Origin of the sequence: Sphaerotilus montanus (assembly GCF_013410775.1) — a bacterium.
GTDB classification, from domain to species: domain Bacteria; phylum Pseudomonadota; class Gammaproteobacteria; order Burkholderiales; family Burkholderiaceae_C; genus Sphaerotilus; species Sphaerotilus montanus.
Map to the genome: position 1 here is coordinate 4,246,018 of NZ_JACCFH010000001.1, position 23,136 is coordinate 4,269,153.

Sequence of the window (23,136 nt, forward strand, 5' to 3'; positions counted from 1 at the left end):
ATGATCCGCGGCACCACCTCGCTCATCGCCCACATCGGCTTCCCGACCTTCGCCTTCAAGGCGCCGATGATCTACAACCCGTACTTCGAGCAGGCGGGCATCGACGCCGTCGTGGTGCCGATGGGCTGCCAGACCGCGGATTACCCGGGCTTCCTGCGTGCGGTGTTCACCCTGACGAACATCCGTGGTGCGCTGATCACCATGCCGCACAAGGTGACGACCACCGGGCTGGTGGATGCCGTCTCGCCCACCGCGCGCATTGCCGGCGCCTGCAACGCCGTGCGGCTGGGCGCGGACGGCCGCCTCGAAGGCGACATGTTCGACGGTGAAGGCTTCGTGCGCGGCGTGCTGCGCAAGGGCTTCGCGCTGCAGGGGCGGCGTGCGCTGGTGGTCGGCAGCGGCGGCGTGGGCTGCGCGATCGCGGCGTCGCTGGCGGCGGCCGGCATCGGCGCGATCTCGCTGTTCGATCGCCACGCCGAGTCCGCCGAGGCACTCGGTGCACGGCTGCGCACCCATTACCCGGCGCTGGAGGTGTACACCGGCTCGAACGACCCGGCCGGCCACGATCTGGTCGTCAACGCCACGCCGATGGGCATGGACGAGGGCGATCCGCTGCCGCTCGACATCGCGCGCCTGTCGCCCGACACCTTCGTCGGCGAGGTGGTGATGAAGACCGAGATGACGGCCTTCCTGCGCGCGGCCGCCGCGCGTGGCTGCCGGGTGCAGGTGGGCTCGGACATGCTGTTCGAGCAGATCCCGGCCTACCTCGAATACTTCGGCCTGCCGACCACGACCGCGGACGTGCTGCGTTCGGTGGCGCGGCTGCATTATTGAAACCGTCGGGACCTTCCGACCACAAGGACCTGCCATGACCCTGGCCTCTGTTGTCGCCGACCGCGAAGCCATCGGCGTGCTGCCCAATCCGCTGGGATTGCTCGGCATCGAGTTCATCGAATACGCCACCAGCCGTCCGCAGGCGCTGGGGCAGGTGCTGGAGCGGCTGGGCTTCGTGCCCGTGGCGCGCCACCGCTCGCGCGAGGTGCAGCTCTACCGCCAGGGCGACATGCACATCATCGTCAACGCCCACCAGGGCGGCCTGAGCGGGCAGGCGGCGCCGAGCGAGACGCCGGTGATCTCCGCCGTGGCCTTCCGCGTGCGCGATGCCGCATCGGCCTACCGGCGCGTGCTCGAACTCGGCGCCTGGGCGGTGCCGACGCAGGTCGAGGTGATGGAGCTGAACATCCCGGCCATCCACGGCGTCGGCGCCAGCCGCATCTACTTCGTGGACCGGCACCGCGAGTTCTCGATCTACGACGTCGACTTCGTGCCGATCCCCGGCGTCGAGCAGCGCCCGCCCGCCCGGCATGGCCTGCACCTGTTCGGCGTGGTGCAGTACATCGGCCTGGACCGGGCCGACGACTGGACGGCCTTCTACGGCGCGCTGTTCGGCTTCGCGGAGCTGCCGCGCGAGCAGAGCTTCGGCGTGCTCACCAGCGGGCGCATCCTGGCCAGCCCGTGCGGCCAGTTCCACTGGCAGCTCATCGAGCCCGATCCGGACGCCGCCACCTTCGAGCACGACGAGCTGCTGCAGCGCGTCGCCTTTGGCTGTGACGATGTGCTGGCCACGGCCGCGGTGCTGCGCGAGCGGGGGGTGGAGTTCGTCGAATCGGTGCACGGCGTGCGCACCGACGAGCGCGGCGCGCTGACCCGGCCGCTGCTGGGCGGGCTGGTGTTCGAGCTGGTCCGTGACAAGCGCTGAGGTCGGCATGCACCCGCAGATTGCCCGCAACGTCGCCGATTTCGGCATGGACACCATCACGCTGGCCGGTCCGCTCGAAGCCAAGCTCCAGGCGGTGCGGGCGGCCGGCTTCACCCAGATCATGCTGGCCGCCCGCGACATCGTCGGCCATCCGGGTGGCATGGAGGTCGCAGTGCAGGCGGTGCGCGACAGCGGCCTGCGGGTCACCGGCTTCCAGGTGCTGCGCGATTTCGAGGGGCTGTCGGGCCACCTGCACAGCTACAAGGTCGAGATCGCCAAGCAGATGGTCCTGATGGCGCACGCGCTTGGCGCCAAGGTGCTGCTGGCCTGCTCCTCCACCTCGCAGCACGCCACCGGCGACGTCGACGCCATCGCCCGCGACCTGCGCAAGCTGGCGATGCTGGCGATTCCCTACGGCATCCGCGTGGCCTTTGAGGGCCTGTCCTGGGGGCGCCACATCAATGAATACCACCAGTCCTGGGACGTGGTGCAGCGCGCCGATTGTCCGAATCTCGGCATCGGCATCGACTCGTACCACATCGTCGCCACGCAGACGCCGCTGGACGCACTCGACGACATCGACCCGGCGAAGATCTACCTCGTCCAGCTGGCCGACTTCATGTGGAACGAGGTCCGCACCGCGCAGGAGCGCATGGAGACGGCGCGGCATTTCCGCGTCTTCCCCGGCGAAGGGGTGCATTCGGCCGAGCTGACGGCGCTGGTGCTGAAGCTGGACGCGCTGGGCTACCGCGGTGACTACAGCTTCGAGGTCTTCAACGACGACTACCAGCAGTTGCCGCTGCCGTTCGTGGCGGGACGGGCCTGGGACTCGGCGGTGTGGCTGGCCGAAGGGGTGCTGCGCCGCTCGGTGCCGCTGCCGGGCCAGATGCGGCTGCGGCGTACCTGAAGCGCAGCTGAACACCCGACCGGCGGACAGGGCCCGCCTGTCCGCCGGTCGGGTGGCCGGCGCGTTGCTGGAGCACACGAGTTCTCCAGAAGGAAACGCCCATGGTCCCGTTCTTGACTTCCATCCCGCGCCGCGTGCTGCTTCCCATGCTGCTGGCAGCGGGTGCGCTGTGTGCCGGGGGTGCGCAGGCCGGCGGCGTGCAGTGGTCGATCGGCATCCAGTTGCCGCCGCCGCCCGTGGTCTATTACCCCGCGCCGCCGCAACGCGTCTACGCGCCAGCACCGGTGTATGTGCAACCGGCGCCGCGGGTCATCTACGTCGAGCCGCAGCGGCCCTGGCCGCGGCACCACCACCACCGCCACCACTGGCGCGACGACGACCGCTGGGACCGCGGCGGGAACGATCGCTGGAACGACGGTGGCGGTGACTGGCGCCACGGGCGCTGATCACGCCACGATCCGCCCGCTGCATTCCCCGAATCCCAGGCTGACCGCCCCCGGTGCCGAGCAGCGCCCGCGCAGCACGACCCGGTCGCCATCGGCCAGGAAAGTCCGCTGCTCGCCGTTCGGCAGCGTGATCGGTGCCTTGCCGCCCATCGACAGCTCCAGCAGCGATCCCGCCTGATCCGGCGTCGGGCCCGACAGCGTGCCGGTGCCCAGCAGATCGCCCGGCTGCAGGTTGCAGCCACCCACCGTGTGGTGCGTGACGAGCTGCGCGGCGGTCCAGTACCCGGCATCCGGCCAGCGGCTGCTGCTGAGCGTGACCGGCGGCGCACCCGCGCTGGCCATCGCGGCCGTTTCGAGCTGCACGTGCAGCGCGATGTCGATCGCGCCGGCTGCTCGGTTGGCCGTGCTGTCGAGGTAGGGCAGCGGCTGCGGCTCACCCTCGGGCCGCGTGAACGGCGCCCGGAACGGTGCCAGCGCCGCCATCGTCACCACCCACGGCGAGAGGGTGGACGCGAAGTTCTTCGACAGGAATGGCCCGAGCGGCTGGTATTCCCAGGCCTGGATGTCGCGCGCCGACCAGTCGTTGAGCAGCACGACGCCGAACAGGTGCGCGTCCGCCTGGCCGATGGACACCGGCTCGCCCTGCGCATTGCCGGTGCCGACGATCAGACCGAGTTCCAGCTCGTAGTCCAGCCGCTTGCACGGGCCGAACTGCGGCACCTCGTGGCCGGGCGGCAAGGTCTGGCCGGTCGGTCGGCGCACGTCCTGGCCACTGACGACGAGCGATGATGCACGCCCGTGGTAGCCGATCGGCACCCAGCGGTAGTTCGGCAGCATCGGGTTGTCGGGCCTGAACATGCGGCCGATGGTCGTGGCGTGGTGCAGGCTGGTGTAGAAGTCGGTGTAGTCGCCGACCCTGCAGGGCAGCGAGAACTCCAGCGCCGATTGCGCGACCAGGCATGGCGCCAGCGCAGCCTCGGCTGGGCTGCCCGCGGCCAACGCCCGCGACAGCGAGGCCCGCACCAGTTGCCAGTCGGCCGGCCCGCGGGCCATGAAGGCATTCAGATCTCCGCAGGCCAGCGGTGCGAGCGCGGCGGCCTGTGCCTCGGTGTGCTCGGCGGCTCGGATCGCTGCCGCGAGGTCCAGCGCCTGATCGCCGATCGCGACGACGATCCGCCACGGCTCGCCCGTCCCGGCGCGGCGGGCGCGGGCGTAGGGCAGGTTCTGGATCGGGAAATCGGTCGCCCCGTCGTTGGCGGAAGCGACCCAGCTGCGCAGGGCCGGATCGTGGGTGGCGTCAAGTTGAGCGTGCGGATTCATGGGGTGGTGGTGTCCGGGGTGATGCCGTGGCGCGCAGCGGCCATCGCCTCGCGCAGCACGGCCATGTCGCCGATGTGGTTGGCCAGCAGCAGGATCAGCCGGGCGTTGACGAGGCGGCTCGTGTCGTCGTCCAGGCCGCGGTGGGTGTCGATCAGCAGGTCGTAGAAATCGTCGCCGGGGGTGTAGGCCCGCAGCGGGGCCGGCTGGCCGGCGCCGAAGTTGGGCTGGGTCTGGAGGTGCGGCATGGCGGAGGCCTCAGGCATTGCAGGTCGCGCGCCGCACGGCAGCGCGCACGGCGTCGGGTTCGGGCTGGCGCCAGCGGGCGGCGACGATCTGGTCCGGGCGGATCAGGTAGGCGGTGCCGGGCTGGGCGTCGTAGCGCTGCGCCGCGACACCGTCGGCGGGCAGGCGCAGCGTGCGCACCGGGATGGCATCGCCGGTCAGCGAAGCGAATGCCGGGGTGTCGGCGTCACCGAAGACGAGCAGCACGAAGCCGTTGCCGGTGTGTTCCAGCAGCCAGCCGTCGCGGCCGTCCACCGCCACGGGCGCGTCGTCCATGGGTGCTCCCGGCGTCATCCGGCCGCTGAAGACCTCGCCCTCGGCGTCCGGCGTCGACAGGGGCGAGCCGCGGTGGTGCGTCGGCACCGACAGCCGACCCGAGTTGACCAGCGCGCGCGCAAAGGCATGGTCGTTCGCCAGCGTCAGCACCGCGTCGCGGAAGTCGCGCGAGGCCTGGCTCTTGGGCGTCATGAAGTCGGTCGAGCGCGTCGAGTTGAGCAGGTTTTCATCGGCCGCTTCGCCGCGCTCGGTGTTGTAGCTGTCCAGCAGCGCGGCGGGCGCCCGGCCGTCGATCACCAGCTTCAGCTTCCACGCGAGGTTGTCCGTGTCCTGGATGCCCGAGTTCGCGCCGCGTGCGCCGAAGGGCGAGACCTGGTGCGCCGCATCGCCGACGAACAGCAGCCGCCCGTGCCGGAAATCCGCCATGCGCCGGCACTGGAAGGTGTAGACGCTGACCCACTCCAGCGAGAACTCGCGGTCCGGCCCGAGCATGGCGCGGATGCGCGGGATGACCTGCTCGGGCTTTTTCTCATGTTCGGGATCGGCGTCCCAGCCAAGCTGGAAGTCGATGCGCCAGACGTTGTCCGCCTCGCGGTGCAGCAGCACGCTCTGGTTGGGGTGGAACGGCGGATCGAACCAGAACCAGCGCTCGGCGGGGAAGTCCGCCTTCATCACCACGTCGGCGATCAGGAAGCGGTCCTGGAAGACCTTGCCCTCGATGTCGAGGCCGAGCTGGCGCCGGATCGGGCTGCGGGCGCCGTCGGCGACGACCAGCCAGTCGGCGTGCAGGCGGTAGGCGCCCTCGGCAGTCTCCACGTCGATCAGCGCGCCGTCGTCCTGCGGGGTCACCCGCGCGACCTTGCTCAGCCAGCGCAGATCGAGGTTCGGCAACGCCATCGCGCGGCGGACGAGGTATTCCTCCAGGTAGTACTGCTGCAGGTTGACCATGCCGGGGCGGCGGTGGTTCGGCTCAGGCAGCAGGTTGAAATGGAAGACCTCGGCATCGCGGTGGAAGGTGCGCCCGACGTTCCAGGTCACGCCCTTGTCCACGACGGCCTGCCCGCAGCCGAGCCGGTCGAGGATCTCCAGCGTGCGCTTGGCGTAGCACAGGCCGCGCGAGCCGACGCTGACGGTGTGGTCATCGTCGAGCAGCACGACCGGCAGGCCCTGCTGCGCCAGGTCGATCGCCGCGCTCAGCCCGACCGGGCCGGCGCCGACGACGACCACCGGGTGACGCGCCACGGTGTCCGGCGTGTCCAGCGCAGCCGGACGGCGGAAGGCGTAGCGGGGATAGGTGTAGGTGCTCAGCACAGCGGTTCAGCCTTCGTGCATCCAGGCGGCGTGGCGCGGCGCCTTCTTTGTCTGCGACCACTCTTCGAGCATGTCCCACTTGCACGCGTCGAGCTTGCGCATCATCTCGGGCGTGCCGATGTCCGCGGCCAGTTCGAGCCGGTGGCCGTTCGGGTCGAAGAAGTAGATCGACTTGAAGATGGTGTGGTTGACCGGCCCGAGCACGTCGATCCCGGCCGCGACCAGCTTGGCCTTCGTCGCCTCCAGCACGTCCATCGACGCGACCTTGAACGCGATGTGCTGCACCCAGCCGGGCGTGTTCTCGTCGCGGCCCATGGCGGGCGAGTTCGGCAGCTCGAAGAAGGCCAGCACATTGCCGTTGCCCGCGTCGAGGAAGATGTGCATGTACGGATCCGGCGCCTTGGTGGACGGCACCTCGTTTTCGGCGATGGCCAGCACGAAGTCCATGCCGAGGTGGTCGCGGTACCACTCGACGGTCTGCTTGGCGTCCTTGCAGCGGTAGGCGACGTGGTGCACGCCGTGGGTGATGCTCATGGGGGTACTCCTGCGCAGTGGAACAGCCGAATCGATCAGCCTTCGAGTGCTTGCCACATGGCGACATCGCGCTCGGCGGTCCAGATGCGCGGGTCGCGGTGGCCGGTCGCTTCGTCATAGGCGCGGGTCACGTCGAAGGGCATGCAGTGGTTGAAGATCACCCAGTGGCCGAACTTCGGCTTCAGCGCGGCGAAGGTCTCCTCGTACACCTTGCGCAGATCGCGCCCCTCGGCGGCACCTGCCTTCACGCTCGCGTACAGCTCGCTCACGAACGCCCGCGTGCCGGCCAGACCCGCCTGCACCTGCTCCGGCGTCTGCAGCGCGGCGCCGCGGCCGGGCACCAGCTTCTCGGGGTTCAGCGCGGCGATGTTGTCCAGCGTCTGCGGCCAGTCCTGGAAATAGGCGTCGCCCGCATACGGCGTCGCGTCGAACTCGACCAGGTCGCCCGAGAACAGGATCTTTTCCTTCGGCAGCCACGCGACGGTGTCGCCCTTGGTGTGGCCGCGGCCCAGTTGCAGGATCTGCACTTCCACCGAGCCCAGCCAGATCGTCATCTTCCCGGTGAAGGTGATCGTCGGCCACGTCAGGCCCGCCGGCACCGACTCGACGTTCTGGAACAGCCGGGGGAAGCGGCCGATCTCGCTGGCCTTGTCGAACTCGCCGCGCTCGACGATCAGGTCGTAGGTGTCCTGGCTGGCGATGATCTGCTCGGGCTCATACGCCGTCGCGCCCAGCACGCGCACCGCGTGGTAGTGGCTCAGCAGCACGTACTTGATCGGCTTGTCCGTCACTTCGCGGATGCGGCGGATCACGTCCTGCGCCATCACCGGCGTGGCCTGCGTGTCGATGACCATCACGGCGTCGTCGCCGATGATGATGCCGGTGTTCGGGTCGCCCTCGGCGGTGTAGGCGTAGGCGTGGTCGGACAGCTTGTCGAAGCTGACCTTCTTTTCTTCCAGGTCGGCGGCGGAGGCGAAGGTCTTGGTCTGCGTCATGGGGAGGCTTCCGAGGTTTGTTTCTGTCGAACGAGTTCGTCTAATCCGAACGATGGATTGATCTTAGTCACGCCGTTTGTTAATGTCTAATGCATTCGTATTGGTAGAAACCCGCAATGAATGAAGAATCCACGCCCCGCGGCTCGCGCGGCATCCAGAGCATCGAGGTCGGCGGCCAGTTGCTGCACGCACTCGCCCACGCCGGCCGCCCGCTGGCGCTGAAAGACCTCGCGCGCGAGGCCGACATGACGCCCGCGAAGGCGCACCCCTACCTCGTCAGCTTCGGCGCGGTCGGGCTGGTCGAGCAGGAGGCGGACACCGGCCGCTACGGGTTGGGGCCGCTGGCGCTGCAGTTGGGGCTGATCGCGTTGCAGCAGGTCGATCCGGTGCGGCTCGCGTCCGCGGAGTTGCCAGCGCTGGCGCGCGAGGTCGGGCACACGGTGGCGATCGCCGTGTGGGGCAACCGGGGGCCGACCATCGTGCGGCTGGAGGAAGGGCCGCAGGCGGTCCACGTCAACATGCGGCACGGCACGGTGGTGTCGGTCGATGGAACGGCGTCCGGGCTGCTGTTCGCGGCGCATCGGCCGGCGGCGGAGGTCGAGGCGATCCTGAAAGCCGAAGGGGCGGGGCGCACGCTGGCGGATCTGGCGCCACAGCTTGAACGGGTGCGCGCGCAGGGCTGGAGCGGCGCGGTCGATGGCTCGGTGCGGGGGGTCAGCGCGGTGGCGGCGCCGGTGTTCGACGGCTTCGGGCAGATGGTGCTGGCGCTGACGGCGATCGGGCCGAGTGCGACGCTGGAGGTGCGGGGGGAGGCGGAGGTGGTGCGGGTGTTGCGGGAGCGGGGGCGGGGGGTGTCGGGGCGCCTGGGATGGCGGGGGTGAGGGCCCGTCCAGCGGGCCATGTCGTCAACTTTGAGGATGCCGGCCACGGTGACACCGGCTAACTTCAGCCGAGACCGGACGTATTTCCCCATGCCGCGGAGGTTTGCACCATGCCCGTCACGCTGGACAGCCTGTCGAAAGTCGTCACCATCGTGTCGGCCGGGATCGCGGTGTTCGCGGCATGGATCGCCTTGCCGCTGGATGCCGAACTCAAGCGGCTTCAGACGCAGACCCAGAAACTCGACATCGACCTGAAGGCCGCCGAGGGTCGCCTGAAGGAGACCGAGGCCCGACTCAAGGAAACCGAGTCCGGACGCAAGCTGTCCTTCGACCTTTACAAGGAAGTTCGCAATATTCTCGAGAGAAAGGACAAGACGCCCAAGGACGAGGAGGCGCTTCGGGTGCTCATCGAGTCGCTGGCGGACGATCCCTTCCGGTACAAGCTGCTGGGCGTGCTGGCGGTCAGTGCGAGCACACCGGAGGTCAAGCGAGCGGCCACTGAAAGCTCCTCGTTTTTCCGGGAGGAAGCACAGGTTGTTGCCCAGAAGGCGCCGGTGCCCCCGGTACCGGGCGAACTGGCTGTCCGGTCCACGGCAGTGGGCAGCATGGACGTCGACGTGTTCTATTGCGCTGCGAGACAGGCCACGTCCGAGCCGGTCGCCAGGAGCGTTCTGGCGCTCAGGCAGTCAGGCGAGTCGGGGCGGTGGCGTCTGCGGTTCCTGCCGGACAGCGTCAACCAGCAGCCTGGCTATGGCATCACGTCCAACGAGATCCGGTACAACGTGCCGGACGAAACGGAGGCAGCGAAGCTGCTGGCCGAAAGAATCGGCAAGACCGGACTCAAGATGGCCTTGCGAGAGTCGCAGCAACCAACCCGGTGGTACATCAGTGTGTTCATCTGCCAGTGAGGCTGGTGTCGCCGATTCGAATCAATTGCATTTCAGCGCAACAAATGGGACCGCTGCGCATCCAGCCTCAGCACCAGCTCCCCGAACAACGAGTTCGCCCAGGCAAACCAAGGCCGCGTGAACCTGCGTACATCGTCCTGGTGAAACGACTCGTGCATGAACCCGGTCCCGGCATGGCTCGCCTTGAGCATCGCCAGGCACCGCAGGATCTCGGCGTCGTCCGTGCTGGTCATCGCCTGCATCGTCAGCGCGATCGGCCAGATCATCCCCAGCCCGCAATGCGGCCCGCCGATCCCGCAGCCCGCCCGGCCGCGGAAGAAAAACGGGTTGTCCTCGCTCAGCACGAAGGCGCGGGTGGCGCGGTAGCGCGGGTCGTCCACGGACAGGCAGCCCAGGTAGGGCAGCGACAGCAGGCTCGGCACGTTCGCGTCGTCCATGTAGAGCGCATTGCCGTAGCCGTCGGTTTCATAGGGCAGCACCCCTTCGGTCGGCAGCGCCACCGCCACTTCATCCGCCAACCCCCGCGCCGACTCGGCCAGCGCCACCCGCCCGAGCGCCGTGGCCAGCGCATCGAGCTGGCGCAGCGCGGTCACGGCCATGAAGTTGGCGGGAATCAGGTAGGGGTACTGGCAGGCGTCGTCCGACGGCCGGAACCCGGAGCGGATCAGCCCGTTCGGCCGCGCCGGCCAGCCCTCGCCGTCGAAGGGCAGCGTGTCCGTCGGGCTGAGCGCCAGGCGCTGGAAGCGGTAGGGGCCGGGGCCGTCGCGGCGCTGCTGCGCGCGCATCGTCTGCAGCACCAGCGCCATCGCCCGCGCCCAGTGGTCGTCGAACGGTGACGTGTCGCCACACGCCTGCCAGTAACCGTGGCCGAGCCGGATCACGCTGCACAGCGAGTCCAGCTCCCACTTGCGCTCGTGCAGCTCGGGGCGCATCGCCGTGCGGTCGTCGGCCCACTGGCTGCCTTCCTGGCCCTTGTTGAAGGCGTTCGCGTACGGGTCGATCAGCACGCAGTCCACCTGCCGGTTCACGACCCCGGCCAGCATCCGCTGCAGCCGCGGCTCGGTTGGTGCCAGCGCGAGGTAAGGCCACACCTGCGCGGTCGAGTCGCGCAGCCACATCGCGGGGATGTCGCCGGTGATGACGAAGGTGTCGGGGCGCGCGCCGTCCGTGAAATCAACCGTCGTGTCGAGCGTGTTCGGCAGCGCGTTGGCAAAAAGCTGGCCCAACTCGGCGTCGGCCATGCGGGTGCGCACGCGGTCGATCGTGGCTTCGACCGCCTCGCTGGTGAAGCAGCGCTGGGGCAGGAGTGGGCGTCCGGTCTCGATGGTCATGGCGGTCACGAGAGGCTCCGTTCTGTGGTGTTCACACGCCGCGCGAGGTCGCGAGGGTTGACGACAGTTGTGTTGCGCTGCAGCATAGGGTTATCCCGTATATGGCAAGGCCAGAGATTCCCATGCGCAAGACCCGACTCTGTATTCTCGCCGCGCTGGCGACCGTGTTTTCGTCCGCCGCGCTGACCGCCCACGCCGAGCCGGCGGCGCCGTTCAGCGGCATCGATCCCAACACCTTCATCCTGGGTCACCCGGCCAGCCCGCGCTGGAAGGTGGTTCACAGCAATGGTGAACACCCGGCGGTGCTGGTGGCGCGTCGCGCGCAGCAATCGACGCAACTGTCGTCGATCGACCCGAACCAGTTCATCGTGCAGCCGCCGGCCAGCGTGCGCTGGCTGGTTCGTGGCGACAGCGAGGTGACCACGGCTGCGGCCACCTCCGTCACGCGCTGAGCGCGCGCGTTCCGGGGTCTGCGCCCCGGAACGATCCAGATCAGTTCAGCGAGAGCTTGACCTGATGCCCGGGCTGGTTCTTCGGGTGGTTCTGGTTGGTGAACACCGTGCGGTCCGCCTTGAGCATGATCACTTCGAAGAAGGGCTGGAAGCGCGCTTCGGTGATGCCGAAGGCTTTCAGGAACTTGGCGAACATTTCCTGCTCTTCGCGCTCCGGCTGGCCATCGGCCAGGGACGAATCGATCAGGTTGATCATGATGCACATCTTCTGGGCATCGGTGAGCAGCGGCGCGGCTTCGGCCAGGAAGGTGTCCAGCGAGTTCTTGCGGCGGTACTTCATCGACGCGTCCAGCAGCGCCTGGTTCTGTGCGCCGACGCCGATCGTGCCCTTGCCGTCGTCCTGGCCGCCCAGCACGGACAGCAGGTGGCCCACTTCTTCGCTGTCCATCTCGCCGTCGGCGGACATCATGTAGATCAGCGAGGTGGTGAACGCCAGGTGCGGCGTCATCTTGTCGCCGGTGTCGGTCTTGAACATGTCGAACAGGCCCATGCGGGAAGCTCCTTCAAAGGGGGTTGAGGTGAAAGGGTGCAATTCGAAGCCGTCTGACCGGGATGCTGGTCCGAAGTTCCCATCGGGCCGGACGACTTTTCGAATCTGGGGCGTGGCCGCCGTAATGCAAGAGCGGCGCGGACCGTTTCGTTCGATACAGTCCGCCCATGGCATATGAACTTCATTACTGGCCGACCATTCAGGGTCGCGGCGAATTTGTGCGACTGGCGCTGGAGGCGGCGGGTGCGCCGTACATCGACGTCGCGCGGGGCGACGAAGCTGCGGGGCAGGGCGTGCCCGCGCTGATGCGCCAACTGAAGGATCCCAAGGCGGTCCAGCCACCGTTTGCACCGCCGTTCCTCAAGGATGGCGCGGTCGTGATCGGGCAGACCGCGGTGATCCTGCACTACGTGGCGCTGGAGTGGAAGCTGGTCGGGCGCAGCGAGCAGTCGCGCACCTGGACCCAGCAGATCCAGCTCACCATCGCCGACATGGTCAACGAGGCACACGACACCCACCACCCGATCGGCATCGATCTGTACTACGAGGACCAGAAGCCCGAGGCATTGCGCCGTGCACAGGCGTTCTGCACCACGCGCATGCCGAAGTACCTGCAGTGGTTCGAGCAGATCGTCGCCCGCAATCCGGCGGGCACGCGCTTTCTGGTGGGCGGCAAGATGAGCTATGCGGACCTGTCGCTGTTTCAGCTGATCGAGGGGCTGCGCTACGCCTTCCCGAAGGCAGCGGCCAGCGCGCTGGCCCGCACGCCGCTGATCGTGGACCTGCATGACCGCGTGGCCGAGGTGCCGCGCGTGGCGGCGTATCTCGCGAGCCCGCGGCGCATCCCGTTCAACGAGCAGGGCCTCTTCCGCTGCTATCCGGAGCTGGATCTGGTCACCTAGGCGACCTCGGGGGCGCGGTGGCGGTGCTTCAATCACCAGCATCCCACCGCAGACCCGCAGGAGCCAGAGCATGAACCGGGACCTCTCCCCCAAGAGCCAAGACCTCGTCGACCGCGTCCAGGCGTTTTTCGACCAGCACATCACCCCGAACGAAGCGCGCTACGAAGCCGAGATGCACGCACTGCGCGCCGCGGGGAATCCGTGGCAGGTCGTGCCGCTGATCGAGGAACTCAAGCCGATCGCCCGCGCGGCCGGGCTGTGGAACCTGTTCCTGCCGCACCCGTACAAGGGCGAGGGCGGCGTCTCCAACCTCGACTACGCGCCGCTGTGCGAACTCATGGGCCGGGTGATCTGGTCCGGCGAGGTGTTCAACTGCTCCGCGCCGGACACCGGCAACATGGAGACCATCGAGCGCTACGGCACCGCTGCGCAGAAGCAGGCGTGGCTGGAGCCGCTGCTGGACGGCAAGATCCGCTCCGCCTTCCTGATGACCGAGCCGGCGGTGGCCTCGTCGGACGCGACGAACATCGAGTGCTCGATCCGCCGCGAGGGCGACGAGTACGTCATCAACGGCCGCAAGTGGTTCTCCTCGGGCGCCGGTCACCCGAACTGCGCCATCTTCATCGTGATGGGCAAGACCGATTTCGAGGCTGCGCGCCACGAGCAGCAGTCGATGGTGCTGGTGCCGCGTGACACCGCGGGCGTGACGGTGCTGCGCCCGCTGAACGTGTTCGGCTACGACGACGCCCCGCACGGCCACATGGAGGTGCTGCTGGAGAACGTGCGCGTGCCGGTCGAGAACATCCTGCTCGGCGAGGGCCGTGGCTTCGAGATCGCGCAGGGTCGGCTGGGCCCGGGCCGCATCCACCACTGCATGCGCTCCATCGGTGCGGCCGAGCGGGCGCTGGAGCTGATGGTCGACCGGCTGTCCACCCGCATCGCCTTCGGCAAGCCGCTGTCGGCGCAGTCGATCTGGCACGAGCGCATCGCCGAGTCGCGCTGCATGATCGACCAGGCGCGCATGCTGACGATGAACGCCGCGCACATGATGGACACCGTCGGCAACAAGGGGGCGAAGCAGGAGATCGCGATGATCAAGGTCGTCGCGCCGAACGTGTCGTGCAAGGTGGTGGACTGGGCGATCCAGGCCTATGGTGCGGCGGGGGTGAGCCAGGACACGTGGCTGGCCGAGATGTACGCCCACCAGCGCACCGTGCGGCTGGTCGACGGGCCGGACGAGGTGCACCGCAACGCCATCGCCAAGATCGAGATCGCCAAAAGAACCGTCGCGCGGGCGGCCAAGTCGGCATAGACTGCGCGAAGTTTCAGCGACTCGCCCCACTCGTCCCCACTCCTTGCCTCCATGACCACCGGCTTCCAGCTCGTTTACGGCGACCACCTCGCACGCAGTGTGCGGGGGGTGCCGTGTGCGCCGCCGGTGGGGTGCTGACCGCGTTTCCCCCGAACCGTTTGTCCGCATTTGATTCATGGCGCGGCTGCCCGTGTGCAGCCGCCAAGGAGTTTTCATGTCCGCTTCCGCTGTCTCCGCCGCTTCGGCCTCCTCCGACCTGTTCGACAACCCGATGGGCCTGATGGGCTTCGAGTTCGTCGAGTTCGCGTCACCCACCCCCAACGTCCTGGAGCCGCTGTTCGAGCAGATGGGTTTCTCGCTCGTTGCGCGCCACCGCTCCAAGGACGTGGTGCTGTACCGCCAGGGGGAGATCAACTTCATCGTCAACCGCGAACCGCGCAGCGCCGCCGGGTATTTCGCGGCCGAGCACGGGCCGTCCGCCTGCGGGCTGGCGTTCCGGGTGAAGGATTCCCACAAGGCCTACGCCCGTGCGCTGGAACTGGGCGCGCAGCCGATCGAGATCCCGACCGGCCCGATGGAGCTGCGCCTGCCGGCGATCAAGGGCATTGGCGGCGCGCCGCTCTACCTGATCGACCGCTTCGAGGATGGCAAGTCGATCTATGACATCGATTTCGAGTTTCTCGATGGCGTGGACCGCCGCCCGGTCGGCCACGGCCTGCGCCTCATCGACCACCTGACGCACAACGTCTACCGCGGCCGCATGGCGTTCTGGTCCGGTTTCTATGAGCGCTTGTTCAACTTCCGCGAGCTGCGCTATTTCGACATCCAGGGCGAGTACACCGGCCTGACCTCCAAGGCCATGACCGCGCCGGACGGCAAGATCCGCATCCCGCTGAACGAGGAGTCCTCGCGCGGCGCCGGGCAGATCGAGGAATTCCTGATGCAGTTCAACGGCGAGGGCATCCAGCACGTCGCGCTGCTCACCGACAACCTGATCGACACGGTGGACCGGCTGGCGCTGGCCGGCGTGCCGCTGATGAGCGCGCCCAACGACGTGTACTACGAGATGCTCGGCGAGCGCCTGCCTGGCCACGGCCAGCCGGTGGCCGAGTTGCAGACCCGCGGCATCCTGCTCGACGGATCGACGGCGGGCGAGCGACCGCGGCTGCTGCTGCAGATCTTCTCGCGCACGCTGCTCGGCCCGGTGTTCTTCGAGTTCATCCAGCGCAGCGGCGACGACGGCTTTGGCGAGGGCAACTTCAAGGCGCTGTTCGAGTCGCTGGAGCGGGACCAGGTGCGCCGCGGTGCCCTGAAGGTGTGACCAGGACGGCGTGGCCGCGTGCGCGACTGCACGGAACGGGGCATCCGGCGACAATGTCGGGATGACTGACATCGACAAGGGCACCAGCGCGCGCCTGCCCACGCCGCACGGCGAGTTCACGATCACCGCGTATTTCGACCGCAGCACCGGCATCGAGCACCTGGCGCTGCACTGCGGCGACGTGGCTGGCGAGGAGGTGCTGGTGCGCGTGCACTCCGAGTGCCTGACCGGCGACATCTTCGGCTCGCTGCGCTGCGACTGCGGCCCGCAACTGCAACTCGCCCTGGCGCGCATCGCCGCGCTGGGACGCGGCATGGTGATCTACATGCGCGGCCATGAGGGGCGCGGCATCGGCATCGAGCAGAAACTGCGCGCCTACAACCTGCAGGACCAGGGCATGGACACCGTGGAGGCCAATCTGGCACTCGGCCATCCGGCCGACAGTCGCCGCTTCGAGGCGGCTGCGCAGATCCTGCAGGACCTGGGCGTGCGCTCGGTCTGCCTGATGAGCAACAACCCGCTGAAGGTGCTGGCGCTGGAGGCGCAGGGCATCCGCATCGTGCAGCGCGAGCCGCACGAGATCGACGCCAATCCCGAAAACGCCGCTTACCTCGGCACCAAGCGCGACAAGCTCGGGCATTTCCTGCGCGGCTGACGAGGCCACGCAGTCGCTGCCTGCTAGCGTTGCAGGCGGCGGTAGAGCGTCGTGCGGCTGATGCCCAGGCGCCGGGCCGCTTCGGACAGGTTGCCCTTGCACTCGGCCACCACACGTTCTGTCTCGTCGGGCAGTGCGGTGGCGGTGTCCGGTGCGGCTGGCTCCGGCGTGACATCGATGCCACCCCGGCCGGCTTCCACCTGCACCCACAGGAGCGATCCATCGGGCAGGCGCAGCTCGAACGGCCAGCCATGGCCGACCTGGCTGCGTTCGTGCAGCGCCTCCACGGAGGTGTCGAACACCGCGTCGATGCACAGCCCTGCGATGTCCTGCCGTGCCAGCCCGAGCAGATGCAGGCCTGCCATGTTCGCCCCGATCAGCCAGCCGTCTTCGGACAGGGCCAGCAGGCCTTCGGTCAGTCCGGCGATGCCTTCGCGGTACTTGTGGATGCGCAGGCGCAGGCTGTCGCGGTGGCGCGTCTCGAACAGGCGGTGCTCGATCATCCGGGCTGCCGACCGGACGAGGCCCAGCGTGTGGCGGTGGAACTGGCGGTGGTCGCTGGAGATGTCGATCGCGCCCAGCAGCACACCGGCCGGATCGATGATGGGTGCTGCGGCACAGGTCAGGAAGCCGTTGCGCTCCAGATAGTGCTCGCTGCCGTGGATCACCACCGGACGCTGCTCGGCCAGCGCGGTGCCGATCGCATTGGTGCCTCGCCACTGTTCGTGCCAGTTGGCCCCCGCGCGCAAGGCCACCCGCTCCGCCCGGTTGGCAAAGCTGGCGTCGCCGAGCGTGTCCAGCAGCAGGCCCTGCGCGTCGGAGAGCAGCACGATGCTGTCGGTGTCCCGGGTCTGCTCGTAGACGAATTCCATCGCCGGCCGGGCGTGGGCGATCAGTTCATGCTGCTGTTCGCGGGCCTGGGCCAGTTGCAGGGCCGAGGCATGCGGGGTGCCGGACGCCCGGCCGACGGGGGACAGCCCGGCGGCCTGGCTGCGCGCCCAGGAGCGGATGAGCGCGGGGTCACAGGCCGCCAGATCCACGCTGCCCGCCTCGCCTTCGACCATCGCGCGCCGTGCTTCCCGCAGGCGGGCAGGGGTCATTTGCGGGGATGCATTCGGTTTGGTGAGCTTGCTCATTCAGTAGTTACCCTTATGTCGGTGGGTTCCAATCGTCTCTGCATGGACCATTTCAAATTCGACCAATTCGCGGCTCTGGCTTGACGATATTCAAGCTGCCTGCGGCTTACCCTGATTTGCTGCTGTGTCAGGTGCTCCACCTGTTCAGCTTGTTCGATGGGTTGAACAGGGTTCATGCAGGAATCGGGCCATTCCTGGGCAAACATGCGTTGGAGTGTTCAGGGCGTGCTGGCTGGCACGACCTTCGCGTAGAGAGGGGTGTTCGCAACCTTTTCCGTCACACCGCAGGAGACATCCCATGATCTATGCCCAACCCAACACCCCCGAAGCCAAGGTCCAGTACAAGGCCCGCTACGACAACTTCATTGGCGGCGAATGGGTCGCCCCGGTTGCTGGCCAGTACTTCGACGTGATCACCCCGATCAGCGGCCAGGTCTACACCCAGGCCGCCCGCTCCACCGAAGCTGACGTCGAGCTGGCGCTGGACGCTGCCCACGCCGCCAAGGCCGGCTGGGCCGCCACGCCCCCGAGCGTGCGCGCCAACATCCTGCTGAAGATCGCCGACCGTCTTGAACAGAATCTGGAACTGCTGGCCTATGCGGAAACCGTCGACAACGGCAAGCCGATCCGCGAGACGCTGAACGCCGACATCCCGCTGACGGTCGACCACTTCCGCTACTTCGCTGGCTGCGTGCGCGCCCAGGAAGGTGCCCTGAGCGAGATCGACGGCGAAACGATCGCCTACCACTTCCACGAGCCGCTCGGCGTCGTCGGCCAGATCATTCCCTGGAACTTCCCGATCCTGATGGCCGCGTGGAAGCTGGCTCCGGCCCTCGGCGCTGGCAACTGCGTGGTCCTGAAGCCGGCAGAGTCGACCCCGATCAGCATCCTGGTGCTGGCCGAGCTGATCGCCGACCTGCTGCCCCCGGGCGTGCTGAACATCGTCAACGGTTATGGCCGCGAAGCCGGCATGCCGCTGGCCACCAGCAAGCGCATCAACAAGATCGCCTTCACCGGCTCGACCGCGACCGGCCGTGTCATCGCCCAGGCCGCTGCGACCAACCTGATCCCGGCCACGCTGGAGCTGGGTGGCAAGTCGCCCAACATCTTCTTCGAAGACATCATGGCGGCCGACGACGCCTTCTTCGACAAGGCGATCGAAGGCATGGTGCTGTTCGCGTTCAACCAGGGCGAGGTCTGCACCTGCCCGTCGCGCGCGCTGATCCAGGAATCGATCTACGAGCCCTTCATTGCCCGCGTGCTGGAGCGCGTCAAGGCCATCAAGCAAGGCAGCCCGCTCGACACCGACACCATGATGGGCGCGCAAGCTTCCGCCATGCAGATGGACAAGATCCTGTCCTACCTGGAAGTGGGCAAGGCCGAAGGTGCCGAAGTGCTGATCGGTGGTGACCGCGCCGAACTCGGTGGTGACCTGGCCGGCGGCTACTACATCCAGCCGACGCTGTTCAAGGGCAACAACAACATGCGCGTCTTCCGCGAAGAGATCTTCGGCCCGGTGCTGGCCGTGACCACCTTCAAGGACGAAGCCGAAGCCCTGGCCATCGCCAACGACACGGTCTACGGTCTGGGTGCCGGCGTGTGGAGCCGTGACGGCAGCCGCGCTTACCGCATGGGCCGCGCCATCCAGGCCGGCCGCGTGTGGACCAACTGCTACCACGCCTACCCGGCCCACGCCGCCTTCGGTGGCTACAAGGAATCCGGCATCGGCCGCGAAACCCACAAGGCCATGCTGGACCACTACCAGCAGACGAAGAACCTGCTCGTCAGCTACTCGCCGAACGCGCTGGGCTTCTTCTGATGCCCGGGGACACGACGCTTGCCGTGTCCACCCGCGTGTCGGCCACCGATGCTGCGCTGGCCCACCTGGCCACGCTGCATCGGCGGCATCCCGGGATGCTGCTGTACCAGTCGGGGGGCTGCTGTGACGGCAGCAACCCGCTGGCGCTGAATCCCGGCGACCTGTCGCTCACCGTGACCGACCAGTGTGTCGGGACGGTGGGCGCCGTGCCGTTCTACATCGACACGCGCCAGTGCGGCTACCTGCTGGGGCAGGAGTTGACCATCGATCTGCGGCCCGGCAACCTCGGCTCGTATTCGCTGGAAGACGGCACCGGCTGGTACTTCGTGACGCTCACGCCGACCTGTCCGGTCGTGTGAGCTGAAACGGTTTCACATCACTTCACGATCTTCATCGTGATGTCCACCGCGCGCAGGTGCTTGGTGACCGAGCCCACTGCGACGCGGTCCACCCCCGTCTCCGCCAGCGAGCGCACGTTCTCCAGCGATGCACCGCCGGAATACTCGACCAGCGTGCGCCCGCCGCAGTCGCGGTGCTCGTGCACCATGCGTGCCACCGTCTTCACCAGCTCCAGCGGCAGACTCTCCACCAGCAGCAGGTCGATGTCCTCGTCCAGCGCGATGCGGGTCTCTTCGCGGGTGCGGATCTCCGCCATGATCGGCACGCTCAGGCCCATCGCCCGCGCGTAGTGGATGGCCTCGCGCAGCCCGCCTGCGGCGGCGCTGTGCACGTCCTCGATCAGGAAACCGTCGTACAGCCCCAGCCGGTGGTTGAGCCCGCCGCCGACCAGCACAGCATATTTCTGTGCGCTGCGCAGGCCGGGCAGGGTCTGGCGGGTGTCGACGATGCGCGCGCCCGTGCCGGCCACGGCGTCCACATAGCGGCGCACCGAGGTGGCCGTGCCGCTGAGCGTCTGCAGGAAGTTCAGTGCCGTGCGCTCGCCGGTGAAGATCGCGCGCGCGCAGCCGGTCACCGTGCACAGCAGGTCATCGGGCTGCACGCGGCTGCCTTCCGGCACCGCCCAGGTCACCGACACGGTTGGATCAATCATCTGGAACGCCGCCGCGAACCACGGCTGACCGCAGAGCACCGCCGCCTCGCGGGTCGTCACACGGGCGGTCACGATCTGTCCGCGCGGCAGCAGCACGGAGGTGACGTCGCCGGGGCCGATGTCCTCGGACAGGGCTTGCTCCACGCACAGGTTCAGGTCGGCGGGCGGGGGGGTGGTGTTCATCAGGACAGGTTCCGGCAAGGACAAACGGGCATGGGCTGATTTTCGCCGCAGTCGGCATGCCTCATAAGATAGAACCTATCAATCGATTTGACAAACACAATTGGTCTGTCACACCTGCGGGGTCTACGATTCATCCATCGACCACCCGCCAGGAGCCGCACATGACCACCCACCGCCCCGAGATCAAGACCATGGCCAACCTCGAAGCCGCGTTCGCCGGCGAATCGATGGCCCACATCAAGTACCGCTACTTCGCCAAGCTGGCCCGCGCCATGGGGGACGAAGACACCGCGCGCACCTTCGAGGCCACCGCCGACCAGGAAATCATGCATGCCTTCGGCCACCTCGACCTGCTCTACCCGAAGGCGGACATGACGCCGGCCCGCGCACTGGAAATCGCCATCGCCGGCGAGACCTACGAATACACCGAGATGTACCCCGGCTTCCGCGCCACCGCCGAAGCGGAAGGGCAGGCCGCTGCCGTCGCCGAGATCGACGAGCAGATCAACGAGAGCCGCGAACACGCCGAGCAGTTCCAGCGGGCGCTGCAGGACACGCTCGCCAAGGCCCAGAAGCGTTTCGCCGCGCTGGCCCGGGTCGAGGAGCGCCATGCCGCGCACTACCAGGCCCAGCTCGACAAGGTCCGCGCGTTGGGCTGAGTTCATCTGTCCCCTCCAGAATCCACCCCACAGCAACATTCAAAGGAATCCTCGCACCATGGCTACCACGGCAACCCTCCACACCACCTACGTCTGCGTCGTCTGCGGTTTTGTCTATGACGAGGCCGCCGGTCGCCCCGAAGACGGCATTGCACCGGGCACCCTCTGGGCCGATGTGCCGGACGACTGGTGCTGCCCGGACTGCGGCGTCGGCAAGGCCGACTTCGAGATGGTGCAGATCTGATGGCGGCGCCGGTCGTCATCGTCGGCTCCGGGCTGGCCGGCTGGACGGTCGCCCGCGAACTGCGCAAGCTCGACGCGGCGGTGCCGATCGTGCTGGTCACCGCCAGCCCCGGTCATTTCTACGCCAAGCCGACGTTGTCCAATGCGCTCGCGCTGGCCCGCACGCCGGCGCAGATCGTCACCACGCCTGCGGAGCAGATGGCAACCGCCTCCGGCGTCACGCTGCTGGCTGAAACGACGGTGACGGGCATCGACGCTGTCGCGCACACCCTGTCCTTGTCCGATGGACAGACGCTGGCCTACCGCGATCTGGTGCTGGCCAACGGTGCACAGCCCATCGTCCTGCCGATGGCCGGCAACGCGGCGCAGCGGGTGTACCGCGTCAACCATCTCGAAGACTACGCCGGCTTCCACGCCGCACTGGGCGAGGCGCCCAAGCGGGTGCTGGTGATCGGGGCGGGTCTGATCGGCTGCGAGTTCGCCAACGATCTCGTGACTGGCGGCCACCAGGTCAGCGTGGTGGACCCTGCGCCGCGTCCGCTGGCCAGCTTGCTGCCGCCCGAAGCGGGTGCCGGCCTGCAGACGGCGCTGGCCGAGGCGGGTGTTGTCTGGCGCTTCGGCACCTCGGTGGTCTCGCTGGATCAGACCGACAGCGGCAGCCTGCTGGCCACGCTGGCGGACGGACAGGCGATCGAGGCCGATCTCGTGCTGAGCGCGGTGGGTCTGCGCGCCGATGTGCGTCTGGCACAGGCGGCCGGCGCGGTGTGCGAGCGGGGCATCGTCGTGGACGAGCGACTCGGCACCACGCTGCCCGGGGTGTGGGCGCTGGGTGACAACGCGCAATACCCGGGGGGGCGCATCCTGCCCTTCGTGATGCCGATCATGGCGGCGGCCAAGGTGCTGGCGGCGAACCTCGCCGGACAGCCCGCGACGCTGGTGTTCCCGGTGATGCCGGTGGCGATCAAGACGCCGGCGTGGCCCGTGCTGGTGGTGCCACCGCGGTTGGGGCTGGTCGGTGCCTGGCAGGCCGCAGGGGAGCTGCGCTGGGAGTTTCGGGATGCGGAGGGCACCTTGCGCGGGTTCGTCCTGGCCGCCGCGCAGCGCAGCCAGCGGGCTGCCTTGATGGCGTCGCTGGTGGCCTGATGCCGATGGGGCCTAGGATGGCAGGATGCTGCCGTCCGAACTGTCCTCCATCATCGACCAATCCACCTGGGGCCGCGCCCTGAGCCCTGCCGAACGCGCCCAGGTCATGGCCGCCACGACCGAACGCCGCATCAGCGCAGGGCAGGGCATCGTCAGCATCGGGGATTCCGCCTCGCACTGGTTCGGCCTGATCGACGGCCTGGCCAAGATGTCGGTCACCGCCGCCGATGGCCGCATCACCACGCTCACCGGGGCCTCCCGCGGGGCCTGGTTCGGCGAGGGCTCCCTGCTGCGGCGCGAGCCGTTCCGGTACGACGTCATCGCCTTGCGCGACTGCCACATCGCCGAGCTTCCCCGGGCCACCTTCGAGGCGCTGCGGCAGGGCAGCCTGCCGTTCAACCACTGTCTGCAGCACCTGATGAATGCCCGGCTCGGCCTGTTCATCGGCATGCTGCGCAATGACCGCTTGCTGGCACCCGATGCCCGGGTCGCGGCCTGCCTGGCCAGTCTGTACAACCCGGATCTGGCCTTCGATCCGGGTCCGCGCCTGGATCTGACGCAGGCCGAGATGGCGCTGCTGGCCGGGGTTTCCCGGCAGCGGGCGAACCAGGCGCTGCAGCGCCTGCATGAGCGGGGACTGGTCTGTCTCGGCAGCAGGGGACTGCAGATTCCGGATGTAGAGGCGTTGCAGGCCTACGCCTTTGAGCCAAGTAAATAAAAATACTAACGGCTAAGCGGTTGCAAGGAAGGGGAGCCCCGC

26 protein-coding genes are annotated in these 23,136 nt (G+C 68.1%); 17 read left to right on the top strand and 9 right to left on the bottom strand.

Annotated elements, in window-relative coordinates:
- The 4 genes from BDD16_RS19305 (at position 1) to BDD16_RS19320 (ending at position 3,112) form a co-directional block, all read left to right on the top strand.
- Complete coding sequence (locus tag BDD16_RS19305) at positions 1 to 834, top strand: shikimate dehydrogenase family protein (protein ID WP_179635436.1); 834 nt, start codon at positions 1 to 3, stop codon at positions 832 to 834.
- A 34-nt stretch (positions 835 to 868) separates the two neighbouring features.
- Complete coding sequence (locus BDD16_RS19310) at positions 869 to 1,759, top strand: VOC family protein (RefSeq protein WP_179635437.1); 891 nt, start codon at positions 869 to 871, stop codon at positions 1,757 to 1,759.
- 7 nt (positions 1,760 to 1,766) lie between these two features.
- The gene (locus BDD16_RS19315; RefSeq protein WP_179635438.1) at positions 1,767 to 2,666 is read left to right on the top strand and encodes a sugar phosphate isomerase/epimerase family protein; all 900 of its coding nucleotides are present in this window, start codon (positions 1,767 to 1,769) and stop codon (positions 2,664 to 2,666) included.
- Positions 2,667 to 2,767: 101 nt separating this feature from the next.
- Entirely contained in the window at positions 2,768 to 3,112 is a 345-nt protein-coding gene (locus BDD16_RS19320) for a hypothetical protein (protein ID WP_375139083.1), read from the top strand.
- On the opposite strand, the gene fahA is transcribed toward BDD16_RS19320, so the two are convergent.
- The 5 genes from fahA to BDD16_RS19345 are packed head-to-tail and all read right to left on the bottom strand — an operon-like array spanning position 3,113 to position 7,830.
- Positions 3,113 to 4,432 carry a fumarylacetoacetase gene (fahA, locus tag BDD16_RS19325; protein WP_179635439.1) on the bottom strand — a complete coding sequence of 440 codons (1,320 nt, stop codon included), beginning with the start codon at positions 4,430 to 4,432 and terminating at the stop codon, positions 3,113 to 3,115.
- Positions 4,429 to 4,677, bottom strand: a complete 249-nt coding sequence (locus tag BDD16_RS19330) for a DUF2783 domain-containing protein (protein ID WP_179635440.1) — start codon at positions 4,675 to 4,677, stop codon at positions 4,429 to 4,431. Before BDD16_RS19330 ends, fahA begins: the two co-directional genes overlap by 4 nt.
- Before the next feature lie 10 nt (positions 4,678 to 4,687).
- Positions 4,688 to 6,301, bottom strand: a complete 1,614-nt coding sequence (locus BDD16_RS19335; RefSeq protein ID WP_179635441.1) for an FAD-dependent oxidoreductase — start codon at positions 6,299 to 6,301, stop codon at positions 4,688 to 4,690.
- Between the two features lie 6 nt (positions 6,302 to 6,307).
- Positions 6,308 to 6,835 carry a VOC family protein gene (locus BDD16_RS19340; RefSeq protein ID WP_179635442.1) on the bottom strand — a complete coding sequence of 176 codons (528 nt, stop codon included), beginning with the start codon at positions 6,833 to 6,835 and terminating at the stop codon, positions 6,308 to 6,310.
- Positions 6,836 to 6,870: 35 nt separating this feature from the next.
- Positions 6,871 to 7,830, bottom strand: coding sequence for an MBL fold metallo-hydrolase (locus tag BDD16_RS19345; protein WP_179635443.1), 960 nt, complete (start codon positions 7,828 to 7,830; stop codon positions 6,871 to 6,873).
- A 116-nt stretch (positions 7,831 to 7,946) separates the two neighbouring features.
- Here BDD16_RS19345 and BDD16_RS19350 point away from each other — a divergent pair, with 116 nt between their 5' ends.
- Together BDD16_RS19350 and BDD16_RS19355 are read left to right on the top strand one after the other, a co-directional pair.
- Complete coding sequence (locus tag BDD16_RS19350) at positions 7,947 to 8,711, top strand: IclR family transcriptional regulator (protein WP_179635444.1); 765 nt, start codon at positions 7,947 to 7,949, stop codon at positions 8,709 to 8,711.
- 110 nt (positions 8,712 to 8,821) lie between these two features.
- Complete coding sequence (locus BDD16_RS19355) at positions 8,822 to 9,619, top strand: hypothetical protein (RefSeq protein WP_179635445.1); 798 nt, start codon at positions 8,822 to 8,824, stop codon at positions 9,617 to 9,619.
- Positions 9,620 to 9,651: 32 nt separating this feature from the next.
- Here BDD16_RS19355 and BDD16_RS19360 read toward each other — a convergent pair whose 3' ends face one another.
- Positions 9,652 to 10,950, bottom strand: a complete 1,299-nt coding sequence (locus BDD16_RS19360) for a glycoside hydrolase family 125 protein (RefSeq protein WP_179636252.1) — start codon at positions 10,948 to 10,950, stop codon at positions 9,652 to 9,654.
- A gap of 122 nt (positions 10,951 to 11,072) precedes the next feature.
- Here BDD16_RS19360 and BDD16_RS19365 point away from each other — a divergent pair, with 122 nt between their 5' ends.
- Positions 11,073 to 11,402, top strand: coding sequence for a hypothetical protein (locus BDD16_RS19365; protein ID WP_179635446.1), 330 nt, complete (start codon positions 11,073 to 11,075; stop codon positions 11,400 to 11,402).
- Between the two features lie 40 nt (positions 11,403 to 11,442).
- On the opposite strand, the gene BDD16_RS19370 is transcribed toward BDD16_RS19365, so the two are convergent.
- Positions 11,443 to 11,952: a tellurite resistance TerB family protein gene (locus tag BDD16_RS19370; protein WP_179635447.1), complete on the bottom strand. Its 510-nt coding sequence runs from the start codon at positions 11,950 to 11,952 to the stop codon at positions 11,443 to 11,445.
- Between the two features lie 167 nt (positions 11,953 to 12,119).
- Between BDD16_RS19370 and BDD16_RS19375 the strand changes: the two genes are divergently transcribed.
- From BDD16_RS19375 to ribA, 4 genes are all read left to right on the top strand, one after another.
- Complete coding sequence (locus BDD16_RS19375; RefSeq protein WP_179635448.1) at positions 12,120 to 12,854, top strand: glutathione S-transferase; 735 nt, start codon at positions 12,120 to 12,122, stop codon at positions 12,852 to 12,854.
- Between the two features lie 70 nt (positions 12,855 to 12,924).
- Positions 12,925 to 14,166, top strand: a complete 1,242-nt coding sequence (locus tag BDD16_RS19380) for an acyl-CoA dehydrogenase family protein (RefSeq protein ID WP_179635449.1) — start codon at positions 12,925 to 12,927, stop codon at positions 14,164 to 14,166.
- 214 nt (positions 14,167 to 14,380) lie between these two features.
- A complete protein-coding gene (hppD, locus tag BDD16_RS19385) occupies positions 14,381 to 15,487 on the top strand; it encodes a 4-hydroxyphenylpyruvate dioxygenase (RefSeq protein WP_179635450.1) in 1,107 nt (368 codons plus the stop codon).
- 61 nt (positions 15,488 to 15,548) lie between these two features.
- Positions 15,549 to 16,142: a GTP cyclohydrolase II gene (ribA, locus tag BDD16_RS19390; protein ID WP_179635451.1), complete on the top strand. Its 594-nt coding sequence runs from the start codon at positions 15,549 to 15,551 to the stop codon at positions 16,140 to 16,142.
- Positions 16,143 to 16,165: 23 nt separating this feature from the next.
- On the opposite strand, the gene BDD16_RS19395 is transcribed toward ribA, so the two are convergent.
- Positions 16,166 to 17,242 (bottom strand): sigma-54-dependent Fis family transcriptional regulator, encoded by a 1,077-nt coding sequence (locus BDD16_RS19395; protein WP_179635452.1) that lies wholly within the window; start codon positions 17,240 to 17,242, stop codon positions 16,166 to 16,168.
- A gap of 334 nt (positions 17,243 to 17,576) precedes the next feature.
- On the opposite strand from BDD16_RS19395, the gene exaC reads away from it, so the two are divergent.
- Both exaC and BDD16_RS19405 read left to right on the top strand, forming a co-directional pair.
- Positions 17,577 to 19,097 carry an acetaldehyde dehydrogenase ExaC gene (gene exaC, locus BDD16_RS19400; protein ID WP_179635453.1) on the top strand — a complete coding sequence of 507 codons (1,521 nt, stop codon included), beginning with the start codon at positions 17,577 to 17,579 and terminating at the stop codon, positions 19,095 to 19,097.
- Positions 19,097 to 19,456 (top strand): DUF779 domain-containing protein, encoded by a 360-nt coding sequence (locus tag BDD16_RS19405; RefSeq protein ID WP_179635454.1) that lies wholly within the window; start codon positions 19,097 to 19,099, stop codon positions 19,454 to 19,456. Before exaC ends, BDD16_RS19405 begins: the two co-directional genes overlap by 1 nt.
- Before the next feature lie 17 nt (positions 19,457 to 19,473).
- Here the strand turns inward: BDD16_RS19405 and nadC are convergent, their stop codons facing one another.
- Positions 19,474 to 20,331 (bottom strand): carboxylating nicotinate-nucleotide diphosphorylase, encoded by an 858-nt coding sequence (gene nadC, locus BDD16_RS19410; RefSeq protein WP_179635455.1) that lies wholly within the window; start codon positions 20,329 to 20,331, stop codon positions 19,474 to 19,476.
- Positions 20,332 to 20,492: 161 nt separating this feature from the next.
- On the opposite strand from nadC, the gene BDD16_RS19415 reads away from it, so the two are divergent.
- The 4 genes from BDD16_RS19415 to BDD16_RS19430 are packed head-to-tail and all read left to right on the top strand — an operon-like array spanning position 20,493 to position 23,094.
- Positions 20,493 to 20,990, top strand: coding sequence for a rubrerythrin family protein (locus tag BDD16_RS19415; RefSeq protein WP_179635456.1), 498 nt, complete (start codon positions 20,493 to 20,495; stop codon positions 20,988 to 20,990).
- A 58-nt stretch (positions 20,991 to 21,048) separates the two neighbouring features.
- Positions 21,049 to 21,234, top strand: coding sequence for a rubredoxin (locus tag BDD16_RS19420; protein ID WP_179635457.1), 186 nt, complete (start codon positions 21,049 to 21,051; stop codon positions 21,232 to 21,234).
- Positions 21,234 to 22,376: an NAD(P)/FAD-dependent oxidoreductase gene (locus tag BDD16_RS19425; protein ID WP_179635458.1), complete on the top strand. Its 1,143-nt coding sequence runs from the start codon at positions 21,234 to 21,236 to the stop codon at positions 22,374 to 22,376. The genes BDD16_RS19420 and BDD16_RS19425 overlap by 1 nt, the downstream gene beginning before the upstream one ends.
- Before the next feature lie 25 nt (positions 22,377 to 22,401).
- A complete protein-coding gene (locus BDD16_RS19430) occupies positions 22,402 to 23,094 on the top strand; it encodes a Crp/Fnr family transcriptional regulator (protein ID WP_179635459.1) in 693 nt (230 codons plus the stop codon).
- Positions 23,095 to 23,136: the final 42 nt, after the last annotated feature.

Excerpts from the sequence above, each read along its gene's own strand:
- BDD16_RS19430 (WP_179635459.1), top strand. The coding sequence starts at position 22,402 with ATGCTGCCGTCCGAACTGTCCTCCATCATCGACCAATCCACCTGGGGC.
- BDD16_RS19370 (WP_179635447.1), bottom strand. The coding sequence starts at position 11,952 with ATGGGCCTGTTCGACATGTTCAAGACCGACACCGGCGACAAGATGACG.
- BDD16_RS19380 (WP_179635449.1), top strand. The coding sequence starts at position 12,925 with ATGAACCGGGACCTCTCCCCCAAGAGCCAAGACCTCGTCGACCGCGTC.
- BDD16_RS19355 (WP_179635445.1), top strand. The coding sequence starts at position 8,822 with ATGCCCGTCACGCTGGACAGCCTGTCGAAAGTCGTCACCATCGTGTCG.
- BDD16_RS19425 (WP_179635458.1), top strand. The coding sequence starts at position 21,234 with ATGGCGGCGCCGGTCGTCATCGTCGGCTCCGGGCTGGCCGGCTGGACG.
- BDD16_RS19340 (WP_179635442.1), bottom strand. The coding sequence starts at position 6,835 with ATGAGCATCACCCACGGCGTGCACCACGTCGCCTACCGCTGCAAGGAC.
- BDD16_RS19320 (WP_375139083.1), top strand. The coding sequence starts at position 2,768 with ATGGTCCCGTTCTTGACTTCCATCCCGCGCCGCGTGCTGCTTCCCATG.
- BDD16_RS19405 (WP_179635454.1), top strand. The coding sequence starts at position 19,097 with ATGCCCGGGGACACGACGCTTGCCGTGTCCACCCGCGTGTCGGCCACC.
- BDD16_RS19360 (WP_179636252.1), bottom strand. The coding sequence starts at position 10,950 with ATGACCATCGAGACCGGACGCCCACTCCTGCCCCAGCGCTGCTTCACC.
- fahA (WP_179635439.1), bottom strand. The coding sequence starts at position 4,432 with ATGAATCCGCACGCTCAACTTGACGCCACCCACGATCCGGCCCTGCGC.
- nadC (WP_179635455.1), bottom strand. The coding sequence starts at position 20,331 with ATGAACACCACCCCCCCGCCCGCCGACCTGAACCTGTGCGTGGAGCAA.
- BDD16_RS19420 (WP_179635457.1), top strand. The coding sequence starts at position 21,049 with ATGGCTACCACGGCAACCCTCCACACCACCTACGTCTGCGTCGTCTGC.
- BDD16_RS19305 (WP_179635436.1), top strand. The coding sequence starts at position 1 with ATGATCCGCGGCACCACCTCGCTCATCGCCCACATCGGCTTCCCGACC.
- BDD16_RS19330 (WP_179635440.1), bottom strand. The coding sequence starts at position 4,677 with ATGCCGCACCTCCAGACCCAGCCCAACTTCGGCGCCGGCCAGCCGGCC.
- BDD16_RS19350 (WP_179635444.1), top strand. The coding sequence starts at position 7,947 with ATGAATGAAGAATCCACGCCCCGCGGCTCGCGCGGCATCCAGAGCATC.
- BDD16_RS19365 (WP_179635446.1), top strand. The coding sequence starts at position 11,073 with ATGCGCAAGACCCGACTCTGTATTCTCGCCGCGCTGGCGACCGTGTTT.
- BDD16_RS19415 (WP_179635456.1), top strand. The coding sequence starts at position 20,493 with ATGACCACCCACCGCCCCGAGATCAAGACCATGGCCAACCTCGAAGCC.
- BDD16_RS19345 (WP_179635443.1), bottom strand. The coding sequence starts at position 7,830 with ATGACGCAGACCAAGACCTTCGCCTCCGCCGCCGACCTGGAAGAAAAG.
- BDD16_RS19310 (WP_179635437.1), top strand. The coding sequence starts at position 869 with ATGACCCTGGCCTCTGTTGTCGCCGACCGCGAAGCCATCGGCGTGCTG.
- ribA (WP_179635451.1), top strand. The coding sequence starts at position 15,549 with ATGACTGACATCGACAAGGGCACCAGCGCGCGCCTGCCCACGCCGCAC.
- exaC (WP_179635453.1), top strand. The coding sequence starts at position 17,577 with ATGATCTATGCCCAACCCAACACCCCCGAAGCCAAGGTCCAGTACAAG.
- BDD16_RS19315 (WP_179635438.1), top strand. The coding sequence starts at position 1,767 with ATGCACCCGCAGATTGCCCGCAACGTCGCCGATTTCGGCATGGACACC.
- hppD (WP_179635450.1), top strand. The coding sequence starts at position 14,381 with ATGTCCGCTTCCGCTGTCTCCGCCGCTTCGGCCTCCTCCGACCTGTTC.
- BDD16_RS19395 (WP_179635452.1), bottom strand. The coding sequence starts at position 17,242 with ATGACCCCTGCCCGCCTGCGGGAAGCACGGCGCGCGATGGTCGAAGGC.
- BDD16_RS19375 (WP_179635448.1), top strand. The coding sequence starts at position 12,120 with ATGGCATATGAACTTCATTACTGGCCGACCATTCAGGGTCGCGGCGAA.